This window comes from Candidatus Neptunochlamydia vexilliferae (genome assembly GCF_015356785.1).
Classification (GTDB): Bacteria; Chlamydiota; Chlamydiia; order Chlamydiales; family Simkaniaceae; genus Neptunichlamydia; species Neptunichlamydia vexilliferae.
This window is the reverse complement of the sequence record NZ_JAAEJV010000008.1, coordinates 1-17,389: the sequence shown is the minus strand read 5'-3', so window position 1 is coordinate 17,389 and position 17,389 is coordinate 1. Positions and strand designations below refer to the sequence as shown.

Annotated in this window: 10 protein-coding genes; 6 read left to right on the top strand and 4 right to left on the bottom strand. The window is 42.2% G+C overall.

The genetic code is table 11. The features are described from left to right. Positions 1 to 4 precede the first annotated feature (4 nt). Positions 5 to 1,819, top strand: a complete 1,815-nt coding sequence (locus NEPTK9_RS02725; RefSeq protein ID WP_194847297.1) for a GNAT family N-acetyltransferase — start codon at positions 5 to 7, stop codon at positions 1,817 to 1,819. On the opposite strand, the gene NEPTK9_RS02720 is transcribed toward NEPTK9_RS02725, so the two are convergent. Continuing rightward, positions 1,791 to 3,359 (bottom strand): amino acid adenylation domain-containing protein, encoded by a 1,569-nt coding sequence (locus NEPTK9_RS02720; protein ID WP_194847296.1) that lies wholly within the window; start codon positions 3,357 to 3,359, stop codon positions 1,791 to 1,793. The two genes, NEPTK9_RS02725 and NEPTK9_RS02720, sit on opposite strands and share 29 nt — an antisense overlap. 77 nt (positions 3,360 to 3,436) lie before the next feature. Between NEPTK9_RS02720 and NEPTK9_RS02715 the strand changes: the two genes are divergently transcribed. Further along, positions 3,437 to 4,714 (top strand): aminotransferase class I/II-fold pyridoxal phosphate-dependent enzyme, encoded by a 1,278-nt coding sequence (locus NEPTK9_RS02715; protein ID WP_194847295.1) that lies wholly within the window; start codon positions 3,437 to 3,439, stop codon positions 4,712 to 4,714. Here the strand turns inward: NEPTK9_RS02715 and NEPTK9_RS02710 are convergent. Together NEPTK9_RS02710 and NEPTK9_RS09885 are read right to left on the bottom strand one after the other, a co-directional pair. Beyond that, positions 4,711 to 5,805, bottom strand: a complete 1,095-nt coding sequence (locus NEPTK9_RS02710; RefSeq protein ID WP_194847294.1) for a TauD/TfdA family dioxygenase — start codon at positions 5,803 to 5,805, stop codon at positions 4,711 to 4,713. The genes NEPTK9_RS02715 and NEPTK9_RS02710 overlap by 4 nt on opposite strands. 25 nt (positions 5,806 to 5,830) lie before the next feature. Further along, positions 5,831 to 6,547: a 4'-phosphopantetheinyl transferase superfamily protein gene (locus NEPTK9_RS09885; RefSeq protein ID WP_194847293.1), complete on the bottom strand. Its 717-nt coding sequence runs from the start codon at positions 6,545 to 6,547 to the stop codon at positions 5,831 to 5,833. Positions 6,548 to 6,609: 62 nt separating this feature from the next. On the opposite strand from NEPTK9_RS09885, the gene NEPTK9_RS02700 reads away from it, so the two are divergent. Both NEPTK9_RS02700 and NEPTK9_RS02695 read left to right on the top strand, forming a co-directional pair. Next, the gene (locus NEPTK9_RS02700; RefSeq protein WP_194847292.1) at positions 6,610 to 7,662 is read left to right on the top strand and encodes a TauD/TfdA family dioxygenase; all 1,053 of its coding nucleotides are present in this window, start codon (positions 6,610 to 6,612) and stop codon (positions 7,660 to 7,662) included. Next, positions 7,659 to 8,507 (top strand): cupin-like domain-containing protein, encoded by an 849-nt coding sequence (locus NEPTK9_RS02695; RefSeq protein ID WP_194847291.1) that lies wholly within the window; start codon positions 7,659 to 7,661, stop codon positions 8,505 to 8,507. Before NEPTK9_RS02700 ends, NEPTK9_RS02695 begins: the two co-directional genes overlap by 4 nt. 9 nt (positions 8,508 to 8,516) lie before the next feature. On the opposite strand, the gene NEPTK9_RS02690 is transcribed toward NEPTK9_RS02695, so the two are convergent. Further along, on the bottom strand, positions 8,517 to 10,202 hold the full coding sequence (locus tag NEPTK9_RS02690; RefSeq protein ID WP_194847290.1) for an ABC transporter ATP-binding protein: 1,686 nt from the start codon (positions 10,200 to 10,202) through the stop codon (positions 8,517 to 8,519). 575 nt (positions 10,203 to 10,777) lie between these two features. Here NEPTK9_RS02690 and NEPTK9_RS02685 point away from each other — a divergent pair. Continuing rightward, a complete protein-coding gene (locus NEPTK9_RS02685) occupies positions 10,778 to 11,632 on the top strand; it encodes an Rpn family recombination-promoting nuclease/putative transposase (protein WP_194847289.1) in 855 nt (284 codons plus the stop codon). 367 nt (positions 11,633 to 11,999) lie between these two features. Continuing rightward, complete coding sequence (locus NEPTK9_RS02680) at positions 12,000 to 16,907, top strand: putative nucleotidyltransferase substrate binding domain-containing protein (RefSeq protein WP_194847288.1); 4,908 nt, start codon at positions 12,000 to 12,002, stop codon at positions 16,905 to 16,907. Positions 16,908 to 17,389: the final 482 nt, after the last annotated feature.

The window sequence follows — 17,389 nt, the reverse complement described above, 5'->3', positions numbered from 1 at the left end:
TGTTATGACACCTATCCTAGCTCCTAATTTACTAATCAGGCCAACACAAAAAAAAGATCGCACCGAACTCTTTCAATGGTTAGATGATGAAGAAACTCTAAAGTGGTTTCCTTTAGCAAAAACCAAGGAAGAAATCGGAAAAGCTGTCGATTACTGGGTGGGTTACATCAAGGAAGGATCAAGCTTAACGATTGAAAAAGAAGGGATTTGCTGTGGCATTGCAACCCTATTTACAGATCCTTATACAAAGACCGCTCATCATTCAGAACTGGGTATTATTATAGGCAAAAAATGGAGAAATCAAGGGTTAGGAACACAGCTATTACACGCGCTTTTTTCTTTAGCTAGAGATCAGTTTAAGATGGAATTTCTCCATCTTCTTGTCTATGATGAAAGCCCTGCACTTTCTTTGTATAAAAGGTTAGGTTTTAAAGAATTTGGAAGGCAGCAAAGGTGGATTAAGGAAGCAAGTGGTGACTATCGCGCCTGTATCTTTATGGAAAAAGAGCTTTCAACCGATCAAGTCCTCTTTGTTGGCCCCACATTAGGAAGTCAAGGAGAGCCGGTCATCTACTCCCTTGACTCTGATGAATCAAGTGCCATTACTCCTGAAGAGGCTTTGTCAGAAGAAGCAAAAGCCTCCGATAGAGAGTATGCCCAAAACAATACCGCCTTTACCCTTGCAGCAGCCGCAACAGCTAATAAGGAAGACCATGTCATCCTAGATACCGCCTTTCAGCAGGCTCCTTCTCTTCTTGAGTGGCAGTTTTCTATCCATGAAAAACTGGGATTAGAGGTCACAAAGAATATCCACTTTGCCCCTTCCAAGTCTTTTGCTCCTTTAGCAAAAGAGTTAGCAAAAAAAACAGGGATATCAACGATCTCAACCATTGGCTACTCATTTTTGTTAAACGAAACTTTTTCGATAGAAGAAGAGCTAACGATTAGCAAAAAGGTGAATGCAAAAACCTCCCTTTTAGAGCTTTCAAAGCTCTATGAATTTCCCATTTCGCCTTCAAAACTTCTTTCCTTTGATGACCTGACTTCAGAAGCATTAGAGTCCTTAGGTTTTCCCAACCAGCCGGTTTACCTAAAGGCAAATGGCTTGGGAGGAGGATATAATGTTAAGAGGATTGCAACCGCCAAGGAGCTCGATGCTTTTATTCGTTCCAATCATGACACTAAGCCCCAGGTTTTAGCGCAAAGAGGAGTTCCTTCAAGCTTTGTGGAAACGGAACATATCTTTATCGTTTATCCCGAAAGGGTTGAATATCTCTACCCCTCTATCCAGTTGACCGCAGGAAGCTCTTGGTATGGGAACCTTTTTAAGAAGACAGCTGAGCTAACCTCAAAAGAGGAAAAGGCGCTTTTAGCAGCAACCCGGGCTCTTCAAAAAGAGGGATATGCAAAGGAGAAAGGGACCCTTGTTGGTTTCGATTCTCTATCAAACGGAAGCGAGATCTACATTCTTGAATTTAATGCTCGCTGGCTGGGAAGCCTTCCTGTTGCACGTCTTTTGGATCACCTTGGTTTACTAAATAAAGAAGAGGTTTTTTCCTCGTTTGACTACATCCATGAAGAGGATTTAAAAAAATACCAAGAATTTGGAGAAAATCACCTTTATGGGACTTCCAACACGTCCGGATTTGCCTTTATACCCCTCTCTTTTTCTCCATATTCGACCGACTCTAAGAGGGTTGTTTATTATGTGGTTACTGGAGATATTGTAGCCTTTGCAAAGAAGGTAAAAGAGGAATTCGGAGAGCGCTCTTTCGAGATGCTTGATGGCTCTATGGACCAATTAAGGAACTTTCTTTGAGTTCTTCCATTAACCGTATCCTGTCAACCTTTTCACTTGAGGTTTTTGGCAACGTTTTTTTCTCAATAAATTTCCAAGGGATCATATATTCGGGAAGATGCTTTCCTAAAAAATCAGCAATCTCTTTCTTACCGATTGTTTTGCTTGGAGCAAGGGAGTAGAGGCAATAGAGCTTGTTCCCATACTTTTCATCCTTTATAGGGACCACACAAAATAGGTCGAGCTCATCGATTTTTGCCAATGCTGCTTCGATTTCCCCAAGCTCGATCCGGTACCCCTTGACCTTGACCATATGATCCCTTCTTCCTCGGTAGTGTAGGAGCCCCTCTGTATCTCTGAATCCAAAGTCTCCTGTCCTCCAAAAGGTTGAGGGGTAGGGATGAAAGGGGCTAGTGATGAGGTTTTCCTCTGTTTTATCCTTGAGTCCAAGATAGCCTAAAGTGACTGTTCCCCCTCGGCACCAGAGTTCTCCAAGCTCATTGGGAGCGCAAATCCCACTTCTATCCTCCCGAACAACAATAATTTCGGTATCATCGACGACATGACCCAAGGGGATAGGGGTATCATCTTCAGGGATCTGATCGATATGGTAGTAGGTGATGATGTTGGTTTCTGTTGGACCATAAATATTGCTGATTTTAACCTGAGGTAAGAGGTTTTGGAAACGTCTCAAAAGGGGAGTAGGAAATGGCTCACCAGCATACATGATCTGCCTTAAAGCGCTTCTCCTCTGGTTTAGCCCACCGTGGTTCATCAAGGTGATTAAGGTGGAAGGGGTGGTGTATAAAAGGGAGACTTTCTCTCTTTCCATCAGACCAACATAGTCTTGGTGTTTTTCCTCCCTGTTCCTTTTTTTATGCCAATCAAATAGGACCAGTTTAGCCCCAGCGGCGAAGGTATCAAAAAGGTCAAAGGTTGAAAGATCAAATTTGAAGGGAGCGCGAGAAATCATGACATCATCTTTTGTCAGTTTAAATTCTTTTTTCATCCAGTCGATGAATGTCCGCCCATTTCGATGAGTAAGCATAATCCCCTTAGGGACACCGGTTGATCCCGAGCTATGCAAAATATAGGCCAGATCATCGGAGACCTGGTTTTTTCCTTCCACTTCTTTTGAAGAGTTGTTTAAAATTTCTTCCCCATCTAAAAGAATCACCTTTAACGAAGGGTTATCTTGAAAGAGCTTGCGGTGTTTTTCAAAAAAGGGGGAATCGGCAAATACGAGGTCAAGGCCTGTATTTTCAATAATCATTTGCAAACGGCTTGATGGAGACTTTTCATCTAGAGGGACATAGGCGCACCCCACTTTTAACGCTCCTAGAATCGCTGCAATACTCAAAGGGTGAGGGGTTGCTAAAATGCCCACATAAGGTTTATTCCACATCTCTTTTTTTTCTTTTTCAATCAAGTGGCCGCATTGATTGGATAAGAGATTAAGCGCTTTGTAGGAGTAGCTTTTCCCAGATTCTTCAACAAGGGCGATTGCTTCAGGGGTTCTCATGACGGTTTCTATAAATAGATCATGCAATAGGTACCTCATAAAGTCTCCTTAAACGTTGTCAAATAATTAAAATCATTCTAATGTAGATTCATATATTTTTTCACGAAGGATCAACGATGCAAGATCGATTTATCTCTACGATTGGCGAAGGGCAAAGAGATCCTCTCCTTGCAACCCTCAGGGAAAGCCACCAATACAATGTTGTTATCCATTCGGTGGATGGAAGAGAGCTCATCGATTCCAAAGGAAAAAAGCTCCTTGATTTTGCCTCCTGTAATTATATAGGTTTTGACCAAGACCAAGAGGCCCTTCTTGCTGAAGGAGTGAAGGCAGCCAGAGAGTTTGGAATTCATACGAGTCGCGCACGACTTATGGGTTACCACACCCTTTTTTCGAACTTAGAGGAAAAACTCGCTCACTTTATGGGAGGGGAGGAGGCTCTTTTATTTCCAAATACGACATTAGCAAGTATCGGAATTATCCCCGCTCTTATGCGGCATGGAGACCTGATTATCTTGGATAAAGCAGCTCATGCGACGATGTATCAAGCCTCTCAAGTGGCTAGAGATAAGGGAGCTCTTTTAAAAAGCTATGAAAATGAGGACTTTGACTCTTTGAAAAATATTCTTGAAGAGCATCGAAGTGCTCCTAGAAAAATGGTCTGTGTCGATGGGGTTTACAGTATGACAGGGGATTATGCCAACCTCCCCAAGCTCCTTCCCATTATTCGAAAGCACAATGCCCTCCTTTATATCGATGATGCCCATGGCTTTGGATTTATTGGTGAAAACCCTACCCCCCAGATGCCCTATGGGTTTAGAGGAAATGGGGTGATTAATCATTATGGTTGCCAGAAAGATGATCCGATTCTCTATGTTGCCGGAACAGCAAAAGGACTTGCTGCAGCCTCAGCTTTTGCTTTGGTAACCCCCAAGATGAAAGAGTTTCTAATGGCATATGCCAAACCTTTAGACTATACCCATCCCTCCACTCCCTTTGCTCTTGGCATCCTAAACGCTGCTCTCGACCTCCTTCCTAAGGTGGGTGAAGAAAGGCGACTTAAAGTTTTTCAGATGACCCACACCCTTGTCGAAGGGCTGCGGCAGATGGGCTTTTATGTAATGACTAAGACCCTATTTCCGATTATTTCGGTTTGGGTTGGAGAGACCGACCGCCTCCTTGAGGCTTCAAGAAAACTCTACAACAAAGGGATTTTCCTAACCTCTTGCCCTTACCCGACGATGCCCCGAGGAAAAGAGGCTCTTCGCCTCACGATTACATCGAGTAACAAGCCAGAGCACATCGATGCACTTCTAGATGCTTTTCAAAGTATTGCACTTGACTGGAGAAGTATTGGGGCCCCTTTTCACCCCATGGATCTTGAAGGATCCTAAGCGGGCGATACATCCATAAGGGATCCAAGCGCTGCCAAGAAAACCCGCCTTCCTTTAAAAGGCATCCTTCCATGAGAGGTGAGGCGATTGTCTAAGGCAACGATCTCTCCCTTTTTTAGGGGAACCACCGCAGCGCTCTTCCAAATAGCAAGGTTAATCTGAACCCGTTCCCAAAATGAGATTTTTGTCCCATCGGTTAGAGAGTAGTGACCCACTTCAGAAAGATAATTGGGGTCTTCAGGGTTCCGATTAAAGAGACTTTTGACCCAGAACTTGATATCCTTATAAAGGGTGGAAAAAATGATCCGGATTGCTCGGAGCTTATTGAGACATCCACCTAAGTGACTATAAGCAAACCAAGTATCGATGTAGGTGTTATAGCTAAGGGTTGGGGCGATATAGATGAGATTGAACCAAACAGGGTCAGGACACCCCTCACAGTTAATAACGGCAGGAATTTCAAAGCGAAACCGGGTTAAATTATCCGATATTCGGACGGTCTCTTTTGAGTTGTGGGAAGCTCCCAATTGCTCAATAGCTTCCATGCTTTTGGGAATCCTTCCATTTACAAGAAGAGCCTCGTCATGCATCACAAGGTCATTTCGCATGGCTTTTCCCCTAAGCTTTTTTTTCAGTTTTTCTGGTAGGAGTCGGTAGATTTTGCGACAATCCGCAACAAGGGTTTCTCCTCCTTCTTTAGAAGGCTCTAAAGGGTGAAAAAAAATGGTCTTTGGAATCTTTCCAACATAGGCATCTTCATTATGCATCCCCTTAGGGATTAGAGATTTTTTAATGTTGGGGTTTGCAACCTCGCAGGTATACTTTGTATGCCAGGTGCGTGTGCTACAATTAAATGGATGACGGTCACACAGATGAGGGTCGATTTCAATCGCGATATCTTCAAAATCCTGGGCGGTTTCAACATCGAAACCCTTAAAGTAGATCCCTCCATATTCGATCATTTTTTCCTGAATGAAAGAGTGAGATTCTTTTAACCACTGTTTTAAATGACTTGTAGAGGTATCTTGTAGAGGCTCGATTTGTAATAAAAAGTGGTCTGGAGACTCTGTGATTTTTACTGCTTGGCTCATTGGGCTAGCTCCTTTTCTAAAGAGCTTACTCTAAAAGATGTTTTTCAGCAAAAAAATTTGTTTGAACGAGCATCTTAGGGTTTTTAAAAGAGCAAGATATGACATATTTTTCTCCCTTAAAGGAGAGGGTAGTGCTATGGAAAAACCACTGTGTTCCGGTAATAGCCCCCCTTTGCTCGGGACTTTTCAAGTAAGGGATCAAGGGAACGGAAAACCGGTCCAAAGAGTGGAAAAGCCCTTCTCCAATTCCTTTCACATAGGACTCTTTACATGTCCAAAGAAAATAAAAAGCATCGGTTTGTTCTTTTTTATTAAGGCTCTTAAACTCTCGAAATTCTTGAGGTGAAAAAAACTGATCAACAAGACCCTCTAAGTCTTCGATTGGGCCCACTTTTTCGATGTCTATGCCGACAGGACAATCACCTGTGATGGCTAAAGCGGCTAAAGGCTCTGTATGGGAAAGGTTAAACCACAAGGGGAATTCATGATCAATGTAGGGCTTTCCAAAAGGGGTATAATTGAATAAAAGCTCTTCCGGGGGCACTCCCGTATATAGAGATAGCACTTTTCTTAAAAGGATACGGTACGCCCAAAATGTCTTTCTATGCCTATCAAAACGAAATGCCTTCCCTCTTTCAATTTCATCGGAAGACAAAAAGTGGGTCTTGATCTCGACCTCAGAAGGAGACAGGTACCAGATATGAGTTTCCCCACTTTTTAGTCTACAATTTCTTGGCTCCACTGAAACCTCTAAGGGGAAAGTTTTTCTTGACAAACGATTTTTCAAGAGATTAATATGGTCCCATGGAAAAAGTCAAGATTGAAAAGTCAGATAAACATTTTCTTATCGAAGTCTCGCCAAAAGAAAATTGCTCTCCCGATTTTCTAAGAGACTGGGCTCTTGATCATCGCCCTTTTTTAGAAGAGCAAATCGGAAAGTATGGTGGGGTTCTCTTTAAGGGATTTTCTATCAAGAAAGGGAGCGATTTTGAAAAAGTCGCTCTTGCAATCGATGAGAATCTGACCGACAAACATGTTTTTGATGGTGCTGTTGGGACAAAAAGAACACGGTTTGTGTCCGATGTTGCAAGTCCAGATCTTAAAGATGTTCCGATGCCTTTGTCGATGCATAACGAGGACTCGTTTGTCTCAAAGGTTCCTCCTAAAATCATGTTCTGCTCCTTGACCTCTGCACCCTGGGGTGGGGAAAGCTTAGTTGCTGACTGTCGAAAGGTGTATCAATCCCTTCCACAAGAGGTTCAGAAAAAATATCGCTTACAGAAACTCAAGAGTATGCTTGTCCTTGAAGATAAGCTCTTTCTTGCCAATAGCCTTATCCCGAAAAACATCGAGTTAATCGAGGCATTTGCCAAAGGAGAAGGAGCCCACACGGTTAAGCGAATCTCTTATGATATGACCCGTTTTTTATTTACCGTTCCGGCCACCCTTACTTTAAATGGTGAAGAAGATGTCTGGTTCAATACACTTCATCAGTCGGTTTTCTATAATAAGTGTGTCGATATCTGGATGGCTTACAAGATGCTTGGAGGGATAAAAAATCGCCTCCGCTCTTTGAGTTTGATTGGAAGTTCTCTTTCAAAAGATTTTATCACCTTTTTAAAGAAGGGGAGTGACCCCCTTAAAATGCATGACTGCCACTTAGAAAATGGGGAAAAAATCACCGCCTGGGACCGCTTCCAGATGGGGTTAGCCTTTTGGAAAAATACTGCGGTGCTCCCTTTAAAAGATGGGGAGTTTTTTGTACTAGATAACCGTTTGGTCTCCCATGGAAGAATGCCCTATAGAGGGCGTAGAGTGATGGTCTCCGCAATGACAAAGCCCCAACCTATCGCATGAAAATTGAGCGTTTAAAGCAGTTCCCAGAAGGACGAAAAGCCCCTTGCATTATCACTGAAGGACTTGACAGTTGGCCTGCTATTAAGAAATGGTCCCCCAACTTTTTTAAAGAGGCTTTTGGAGATCTCAAAGTTACCTTAAACTATAATTTGCCAGACCAACTCTCTCCCTACCTCCATGGTTCCGAGGGGCATGCAAAGGAGATGACCTTAAAAGAAGCGGTTGACTTTATGTCTTCCACCGATCGGTGCTACCTTGCTCAACAAGAGATGACGGCATTTGAAGGTTTATCCGACGACTACGATCTTTCACCTCTGCTTCCTAAAGAGGCCCCTAAAGACCCCATTTATACCTACCTATGGATCGGGAAGAACACTCAATCTGGCCTTCACTATGACTACAATGATAATTTTCTCATCCAGATTGATGGGAAGAAAAAGGTTTTTTTGGCTCCCCCCGAAGCGGCGAAACATCTCTACCCATTGCCCCAAAATTTTACAAAGACCCAGGTAAATCCGGTGAGTCCAGACTTTGAAAAATTTCCCAAGTTTCGGAAGGTGGACATATGGAAAGGGGAAATCGGTCCTGGGGAATACCTATTCATCCCTAAAGGGTGGTTCCACCATATCTATGCGCCAGATGCTTCGATTTCTATGAACTGCTGGTATGGAAAAGAGCTTAACCGTCGAGAACAATTTCTCTTCTTTTATCGCTCGGGACCTCGAACCTGGCTCCGGTTTTTTAAGGATTTTTTCTGGCATGGGGCGCTACGCCGCCCTGAGAAGGTCCCTCTGTTTTGCTCCCCCTCTTTAGGCAAGCTCGCCTATCAAAAGCTGTTTTCGTAGGTGGTTTTTTTAAGCGTTGAGAAGAGGCATGTTTTGAAGGTTCCAAAGGTTATGGTAAGCTCCTTCAGGGTTTTGAATCAGTGTATCGTGAGTTCCTTCTTCAAGAATCCTTCCTTTTTCGAGGAAAAGGATCCGGTCCATTTGCTTGAGTGTCGATAAGCGGTGGGCGATCGCTATGACAGTTTTCTCTTGCACCAGCTCCTCTAAGCTCTCTTGGATTTCCCTTTCTACGCGACTATCTAACTGTGAGGTAGCCTCATCCAAAATCAGAATAGGGGCCTTTTTAAGGAATGCACGGGCAATAGCAATCCGTTGCCTTTGCCCTCCTGAAAGCTTGATCCCTCTTTCTCCTACTAAAGTCTCGAACCCCTCTGGAAGGGTTTCGATAAACCGGTAGATATTGGCCCTTTTGGCTGCTTGAATGATTTCATCATGGGAAGCTCCAGGTTTACTGTAAGCAATATTTTCTTTGATGCTTCTATGAAAGAGTAGGGTTTCTTGAGGGACAACCGAAATGCTTTCCCTTAAGGATGTTTCTGAAACCTCATTGATATTTTGAGAGTCGATGAGAATGCTCCCTTTTTCAGGGGTGAAGTAGCGGAGTAAGAGATGGATCAATGTTGACTTTCCTGCCCCTGAATGGCCCACAAGGCCAACCTTTTCTCCTGGCTTGAGGTCAAGCGAGAGGTCTGATAAGATCTGATCCTCTTTTGAGTAGCCAAATGTGACATGGGAGAGTGTGATGGAAGGACTTTTAATCACTAGAGGTTTCAAAGAAGCCTCGCTGCTATTTGTAAGTTTTCCTTTAAACAGGCTAAAGGACTCTTTAAGTTCTCCCCAATCTTTGACAAGGTCTGTAATGTTAGTCACTAAGCTATAAGAAACCTCTAACATATGAAATAGAGCGCCTAGGATGAGGGCAAAGTCTCCAACAGTGATTTTTCCCTGCTGCCGCATGTAGATGAGGAGAAACAGGACCCCTATAGACATCGAAAGGTAGATCCCCCCGATTAGCAGTTGGAGCAGCCACTCATACCTGAGCATCTTTTTTTCAGAGATAAGGACGGTTTCAAGCCCCTTTTTTATCTGGAGCTTTTCTTTCTTTCGGTTGGAAAAAAGGAACACACTAAAAATATTACCGATGGAGTCGACAATAAGACCCGATGTTTTTTGTTTTTTAGAGGTGTAGTCCTCACTAAAACCGTGGAGTTTTCTCGATAAACAGTAAACCGTTGGGAAGAAAATTGCATAGAATGCAAGGAGTAAAAAAAGGAAGACCTTTGAAACGATCAAAAATAGGAAAACCGTTGAAAGGAGAACGGTCACCCGATTGATAATATTGAACTTGATATTTTCAAAGACCTTATTGCTAATTGTTTGAATGTTTTCGATTTTTGCAGAGATTGTTCCTGAAAAGCTCTCTTGGAAAAATCGGTAAGCAAGGTCTAAAACATACGAGTAGACCTGGTGGGTTAGGTCGCGCTTGATCGACACGATCGAGCGGAAGTTAACCCAATTTGAGAGGGCCCAAGAGCTTTCTGCAATCACCTGCCCCATGACAAAAAGGAGAATGGGTACTGTGAGGTCGGAAATCATAAAGGTTTCCCATTCGACGAGTCGGTCCAAGGTCATCTTTGTCGCATACTGGGTAATGGGGACGAAACAAGAAGCGATCAAAGGGGCTTGAAGGATCAACAGAAGCTGCCATCTATAAGGTCTTAGATGCTTCCAGAGGTATGAGAGAATAAAAATTCCTGAAATAGGGGTGTTCATGAGACTGTAAATTAAACTGTGTAAACGCCATCTAGATGCCACCTCAAAATATGAGGGTGATTCTTTCCAGCTTCTAACTTCAATATGTCCTTAGAGCGCATTTTATAGCATTTGTCGTATAAATCAATCTTTTTATTTCTTTTGGGAATTAAAAAAAATGTTTTTAAAGTCTCCCAGTAGCTCATCCAAGGCACCAAAGCTACAGGATACCTCTTACTCCACTTCTCATCTATTTTTTTATTAAAATGAATGTTTGCAAAATCTTGTAAAATCCCTTAAAATGGATTTAAACAAATGTAAAGCAAGATCAGAAAAAGAGATACAAATTGTTATGGTATGCATGCTCACATTCGAGCAGAGGCGAAGATGAAGAGACTCATAAGAAAACTTAAGGGTTGAAGCTGCCTACCAGGGAGGCTATAGGGAAGGGGCTGCTCGATTGGGGAAGTTATGGAAGAAACAATTGAATCTCTTAGCCAGACAGAGGAGAAATAAAAATGAGCCGGTATTTAAACCCAACAAATGACGTTTCTTTTAAAAAGCTTTTTGGAACAGAAAAACATAAACCTTTGCTTATTAGCTTTTTAAATTCCGCTCTATCTCTAGAAGGGGATCGAAAAATCAAAGAAGTCACTCTTCTTCCAAAGGATCAAGCACCTCTCATCAAAGAAACGAAAAAAAGCGTTCTTGATATCAAGTGCACAGATGAGCGAAATATTCAATACATTGTTGAAATGCAAAATAAGAGTGTCCCTGGATTTATCAAGCGGACCCAGTTTTATCTTGCTCATAGTTACGTTTCTCAGTTCCCTGAAGGAGCTGAGTACGTTGAGCTAAAACCTGTTATCCTGCTTGCCATTGCAAACCATGTTCTATTTCCTGAAAAAGAAAAGGTGATTTCCTATCATAAAACCCTTGATACAGACACATTAGAGCATAACCGAGAAGATATGTCTTACGTTTTCATTGAACTTTCTAAATTCAAGAAAGAAGAAGAGGAGTTAGAAACGGTCCAAGATAAATGGTTGTACTTCTTTAAAAACTGGGGAAAAACGAACGAAGTTCCTTCTAAAGTCCAAGAAAAAGAGCTGATAGAAGCTTACCATTCGATGGAAGAGTACAATTGGAGCAAGGCTGAAAGAGAGGCATACATTCAGGCAAATATGGCCTTGACTGATGAATATGATGCCAGAAGAAAGGAACGTGAAAAAGGCGTTGAGGAAGGGCTCGAAAAAGGACGGCAAAAAGAAAAGCTAGAAATTGCCCAGAAGATGCTCAAACGAGGCCGGTCTATCGATGAGATCGCTGAAGATACTGGACTTTCGAGCGAAGAGATCAAAACCCTCAGCTAAGCTTTTTTCTAAGGTGGGGGGGGTAACCTCCTTTCTCTAGATTCTGCTCTCGAAATTCAGGGCTAAGGGATTCAGAGAAGGTTTCCTTAAAACTTGCGATTTTTTTGCCGAATGTAAATAGTCAGGCACTATTTTTGAGGCAAAAAAATCGCAAGCTTTTGGAAAGATTCCTGCAAACCTAGCGTTAAATTTTGAGAGCAGAAACTAAAACCTGATAACAAAAATTCTGATTCCATTCCCTAAACTCTTCAAAAACAGCAAAGCTTCGACTTTTATTAAGGCCATTATGCAAAAAGCTCTTTACAATCAATTCATAATTGACTAAACTTCAAGAAGTTTTTTTAGATTTCATTGAATAGGTGTCGAAGTGATCCATACAGATCCCCTTTACTCAAGCAGCTCATCCTCTTCAACTTCTTGTGCCTCCCCCAACTCCCTTTTAAGCAGAATTGAGAAAGCCATTCAGGAAAAAAAATATGAAAAGGGGGTTGACTATTTAGGAACTGCCATTCTATCCCACATAAAAGAAAGGGAGATCAGCACTCTATATAAAGGGATCTTTCTTCTTACGCCTAACCTAAGCGAGCCTCTATTTGCAAAGCTTACAGCAACCTTTGGTGATCTATTTACCCTCTCTTCTGAGCCTTGGGAAAGTCAGATGAAACTTGCAGAAGTTTGTGGAGATAAGCAGCTCGCCATTGCTAAGGGGAAAAAAGAGAGATACCCTTACTTCTCAACTGCTATGCATTATTATGCTAAGGCGATCCAAATCAGTAAGAAACATTCCTGTAAAGAGATTAAGGCCTTGCACCAAAAAATTTCTCAGCTTCCCCTAAACTTTGCAATACAGCAAGATCTTTTCAGGGGACGGTTGGAACAAAGCAAACTTTCGCCAGATAGATTTGCAAAAGATCTCAAAGCGATCGATATTTTTAAGGAGCGAGGGTTTCCAAAGCAACTGATCGAACAGCTCTACGAAACTGCAAGTAGCGTTCTAAATGAGCTCTTTCGCGTTGATAAAGAGCGGAGGAGTGGCTTTAGACACTGTGCCACCATGATCGAAAATGGGCTTAGTGGATATGTTCTGTCTAAATCCCCAACCATTTGGTCGGAAGGTGTTCATTCCAACTTTGATCACTTGCGGACCAATTTTTTAAACCACAAAAATGGGACGCTTGCCTCCATTCCTCTGTTCCAAAAACACTTTTTCCAAGAAGTCTTCCTCATTTTAGGTGAGCCTCCTTGCCAGTATGATTTCCGGGCCATGGGATCGATGGCCAGAGAGGAGATGTGTCCCTATTCTGATCTCGAATGGTTTATCCTTATCGAACATAAAATGCACACCCCCTATTTTCAACGGTTCATTGAACTCCTTGAGCTCCTTATCATCAGCTTAGGAGAGACTACCACAACCGGTATCCCTGTCTTCACGAGTCTAGGTCTTAAACATCCCTCGGGCTTTCATCTTGATACCCCTCCAGATAATATATCGTTACTCATCGCAACTCCGGATGTTATGGCGCAACATATCGCTGGAGACGATACCCATTACGAACCAAATAGCCTCCAAAACACCCTTCTCAAGTCACTTACCCTATCTAGCAATAGCGATCTGCTCTTTAAAGATTTCCATACAAAAATCCAAAAAACTTTAAATAAACCATACGCTCATCCCAATCCAGATATCCAAATGATCCGGGAAAAAAGGGCGATGAAACTTTTCACAAAAAGACTCAAAGACTATAGAGAAGCATGGCCGGAAGGCTTCCCATCAATCCTTAATATTAAAGAACAATTTGTTCAACCACTTTTTCACCTCCTCAGCGACCTCGCCCTTTACTTCGACTGCCCCTCTAAAAATACTTTAGAAGTAATCAAGGAGCTCGAAAAAAAGGGGGTTTTTCACGCAGAAAGCAGCGCACTTCTGAGAAAAACAGTCGAAGAAATCTACCAGATTCGGGTCCGTCTCCACCTGAACTATGGGGAGCAAAAAGAAGTCACAAGCCTTGACCCCAATCTCGATACAATCACTCTAACATCTAAAGAAAAACAAGCCTTGACCTGTAGCTATTACCTCGTTATCAAGCCTCTTTATACTCTTCTTCAAAAAACAAGGCCCTCCTTTAGAAAGCGGTTTAACCGGGCACGGTTGATTAATTTGAGCTTTGAAGGAGCTTTAGTTGAGGAATCAAGAGGAAAGGCGCAGCTCCAGGAGTATGTCAATTATTTACTAAAGATGGGCGTGCCCAATGGTTTGCATGAAAAAAGGTATCGCTTGCTTTCCCAAAAGCCCCAATTAGAGTCTCTAAGAGCTGCTTACCTAGATGCTTTAAGTTCTGGTAACAACAAAAATTTAACTTCGATCGTTAGGGTGGACAATCCCTCTTTCTTAGCAACATCAAGCTCATTCAATCAAAAAAAAATTCAGGCTAGAAACAGCCACTTTGAAACTACCCTCATCCACAAGCTTGCTCTGATTCCCAATCGAGATGGAACCCGTCAGTCAGTGATCCGAGAAGAGCATGCTTTCTGGGCCTCACTACAGTACCTAACCCAAACCCATCCCTCTCCAGCAAAAATCACTTTTCCCAACCAACCAACAACCTACTTTAAAGAAGAGTTTCGTTCACAGGTCTTTGACCCTCAAGGAAACATCAAAAAACAATATTCAGGAAGTCTCCATAACGTTGCTCGCCTCAAAACTAACACTCTCGATCTCCACATCAAACAAAAGCCAAGCCACCCTCTCATGGAGTACGCGACTTACAACCTCATCTCCCGCATTGCAGGAGAGGGAACGCCTCCTACTCTTCTTGCTCGCTTAGAAGTTAAGGGGAGACCCCCTTACCCCCTCCTAATCTCTAAAACCATCCCTGGAGAAAACCTCAAAGCCGCTCTCAGGAAAAAGCTCGATCTAGATGATGTCCACTTCAGCTGGATGCTCCTTACTACCCTCCTACTCCGTCCTGGAGATGCACGTGCTGTCAACTATATCCTCAAAGATAAAAAACTCTACTCTATCGATAATGACATTGCTTTTGTTTCTCCCATTGTTAGGTCCAACTGGTCTACTACCGTCCACTTCTGCTCTATCCTCTTCTGCCTTAACCCCACCTTCCAGATCAATCCTAGAGTTTCCAAAGCCTTCACCCAGCTTGATCCCGACTTCATCCTCAAAAGCTGGATTCAAGATCTTGAAAAAAAAGAAAAAGAGTACCTCTCCTTATTTAGTCTAGAAGAGAGAAAAAGACTCTATGAGGAAGATAAAGAAAATCAGTTTACCCCCACTCTCCTCTTCCGCCAAGGAGAGATGGCCACCCTCTATACTCAATTCAAACACCTCCAACAAGTTCTGAAAAAAAATCCCCAAATCCCCGCCCTTAAGCTCCTTTCTTCTCTCATTAACCTCCGAACAAACGACTTCAGTACCAGTAGCATTGGTCCCCGCATTGAAAGAGCCTATACCACTAACACGCAAGACCCCGAAGATCGTCTTAAACAAGCTACTGGAAGAAGGCGAGAAAAATCCCAAACCACTCCCCAAGCGATGCGTGCTTCCCTAGGTAGAGTCCCTAAAATCGAAGAAATCGAAAACCAAAAAGCCTTTTCGATTACCAAAGCCAAACAAGAGCTTTTCGCCTACCCCATTTCCAAAATTGCCCGCACCACAAAGCAAGGAATCGAAGTCGACTTCTCCGCCATGACAGGAGATCTTCCCCGACAAGAGCTCCTTCTTGAAAGCCTCAAACAGATCTTCCCCAGAGGAAGTCTTGCCAGCCTCCGCCTTCTTAACTGCGAAGCCCTTACCGAACAAACCCTTGACCCCTTCCTTCATCCCCAGCTTAAAATCCTTGACCTTCGCTGTTCAGGACTTAGAAACCTCAACAGCCTTGCTCAAAAAGCCCCCAACCTCCAAGAGGTCTATCTCAGCGGTTCCAAAAATCTCGAAACCTTTGAGTCAGGCGGAACTCTATTTAGTGGTCCTGTCGAGCTTCCCCATTTGCGAGAGCTTCATATTGCCCGTTGTCCTCAACTGAATTCTGTTCGGATTAAGTCTGATTTTTTAAAAGTTTTTAAGGCTAATAAAAATTCTAATCTAAAGCTTTTGGAACTTGATCTTTATTGGCTAGATAGTATGGATCTATCCAAAACACCAGGAATAGACAAGATACACTGTCAGCAAAACATTGCTAATAAACGAGCTAAGAGGTTGAGCAAGGGAATGCAAGACTTAGGTAACCAAAAAATCATCAAAGTAATTAAGGAGTCTAAACTAGAGCGAATCAATTTTAGTTATGCTCCACTTGATCTAAAATCAGTAAAAGTACTTGCAGATCTTTTAAAAAACAATCGGAGCCTAACTCAACTTGATCTTTGGCATACAAGCCTTACGAAAAAGGCAATACAACCACTGATGGATGCTCTTAGATTGAATAGCACTTTAAAAAGCCTCAATCTAGCAGGAAGTGATATATCTATAGAATATGAAAAAACTATTTATAAAAAGCTTCAAAAAAATAGGAGGCAAGTTAAGCATATAAAAAATGGCTTCTTCCCAAGCTGCTCATCCTCTTCCAGCACTAGCTCTCTTTCTATTGCTTTAGCTTCTTCTAGAGTAATAGTTCCAACACCGAAAATTGCTTTTGGAGTCAAAGAATGGAGGAAGTACTTTGGTTTTGTCGGAGATGCGCCTTCTTTGCCTTACAATATCGAAGAAATTTTAAATAGTCCTTGTCCTATATGGAATGATAAAATAGTCAAAGAGACACATCTTCTTACGCTCATCCCTCAGACTATAAATGGAAGTCCTTTGACAATCAATACACTGGAAACAATCATTCAAAAACCATTGGTAGGTGACAATACTTCAAAATATCAAAATTATCCTACCTATATAAAAAAGGGTTTAGGAGACCAAAAGGTTCCTTATTCCTACTGGGTTTTAGTGAGTCGTGATGTTATTCCTAATAGCCATAAAAAAAACTATTCATCTCAAAGTGAAATATTTAAAGAGTTAACCCAAAGAAGTCGAACTCCATATATTCCTCCTAAAGCGATCGAATTAGCCGTCACGATTCTAATGGAATACTGCCGCTCAGGGAAAAGACTATATACGAATTATACTCGCTGTCGGGATAAGGTTGATAATCGTTTTGGACTTCATAAAGTAGATCCTGTAACCGTTGGTGACTTTTCTTCTTCAGGTCTTGTCTTTCGTCATGATGATTGGTTCTATATAGGCACTGGTATAGCGGCATCAAGAAGGTTTTATTAGAAAAGATATTATCCCAAGCAATTGACTCTATAGTAATGATTCTATGCCTGGGATTTATACCCGATGCCAGGAAAAAATAGAAAATAATAAGTGGCCTGTGGTTATTGGTGGGTTTGCTGCCAATGGCCTCTCCGTTGGTAACAAAGGCTGGGGCATCAATGTCTACGGCGTAGCGGCTGCTAGATTTTTTTGTTAGTCATTAAAATTTAGCAGACTAAAAAAAATCTCACCAATGAAGTTGGTCTGCTCGAGGATTTCTCGCTGTTAAATTCTCATAGAGAAAAAATCTATTTTCCAAATAACTTTCCCCCAAATTTTCCTTGATTTCGGATTTTCTTTCCAGAGAAGAGTTTTTGAGACTCAGAAATTTTCAAAATTTTGACCCCCAATAGTGTCAAAAAAAACGTCCCCCTATAAAATAGGGGGACTACTACTAACATCGCACACACACACAATAGGAGGCGATAATGGCAAAGATAGCA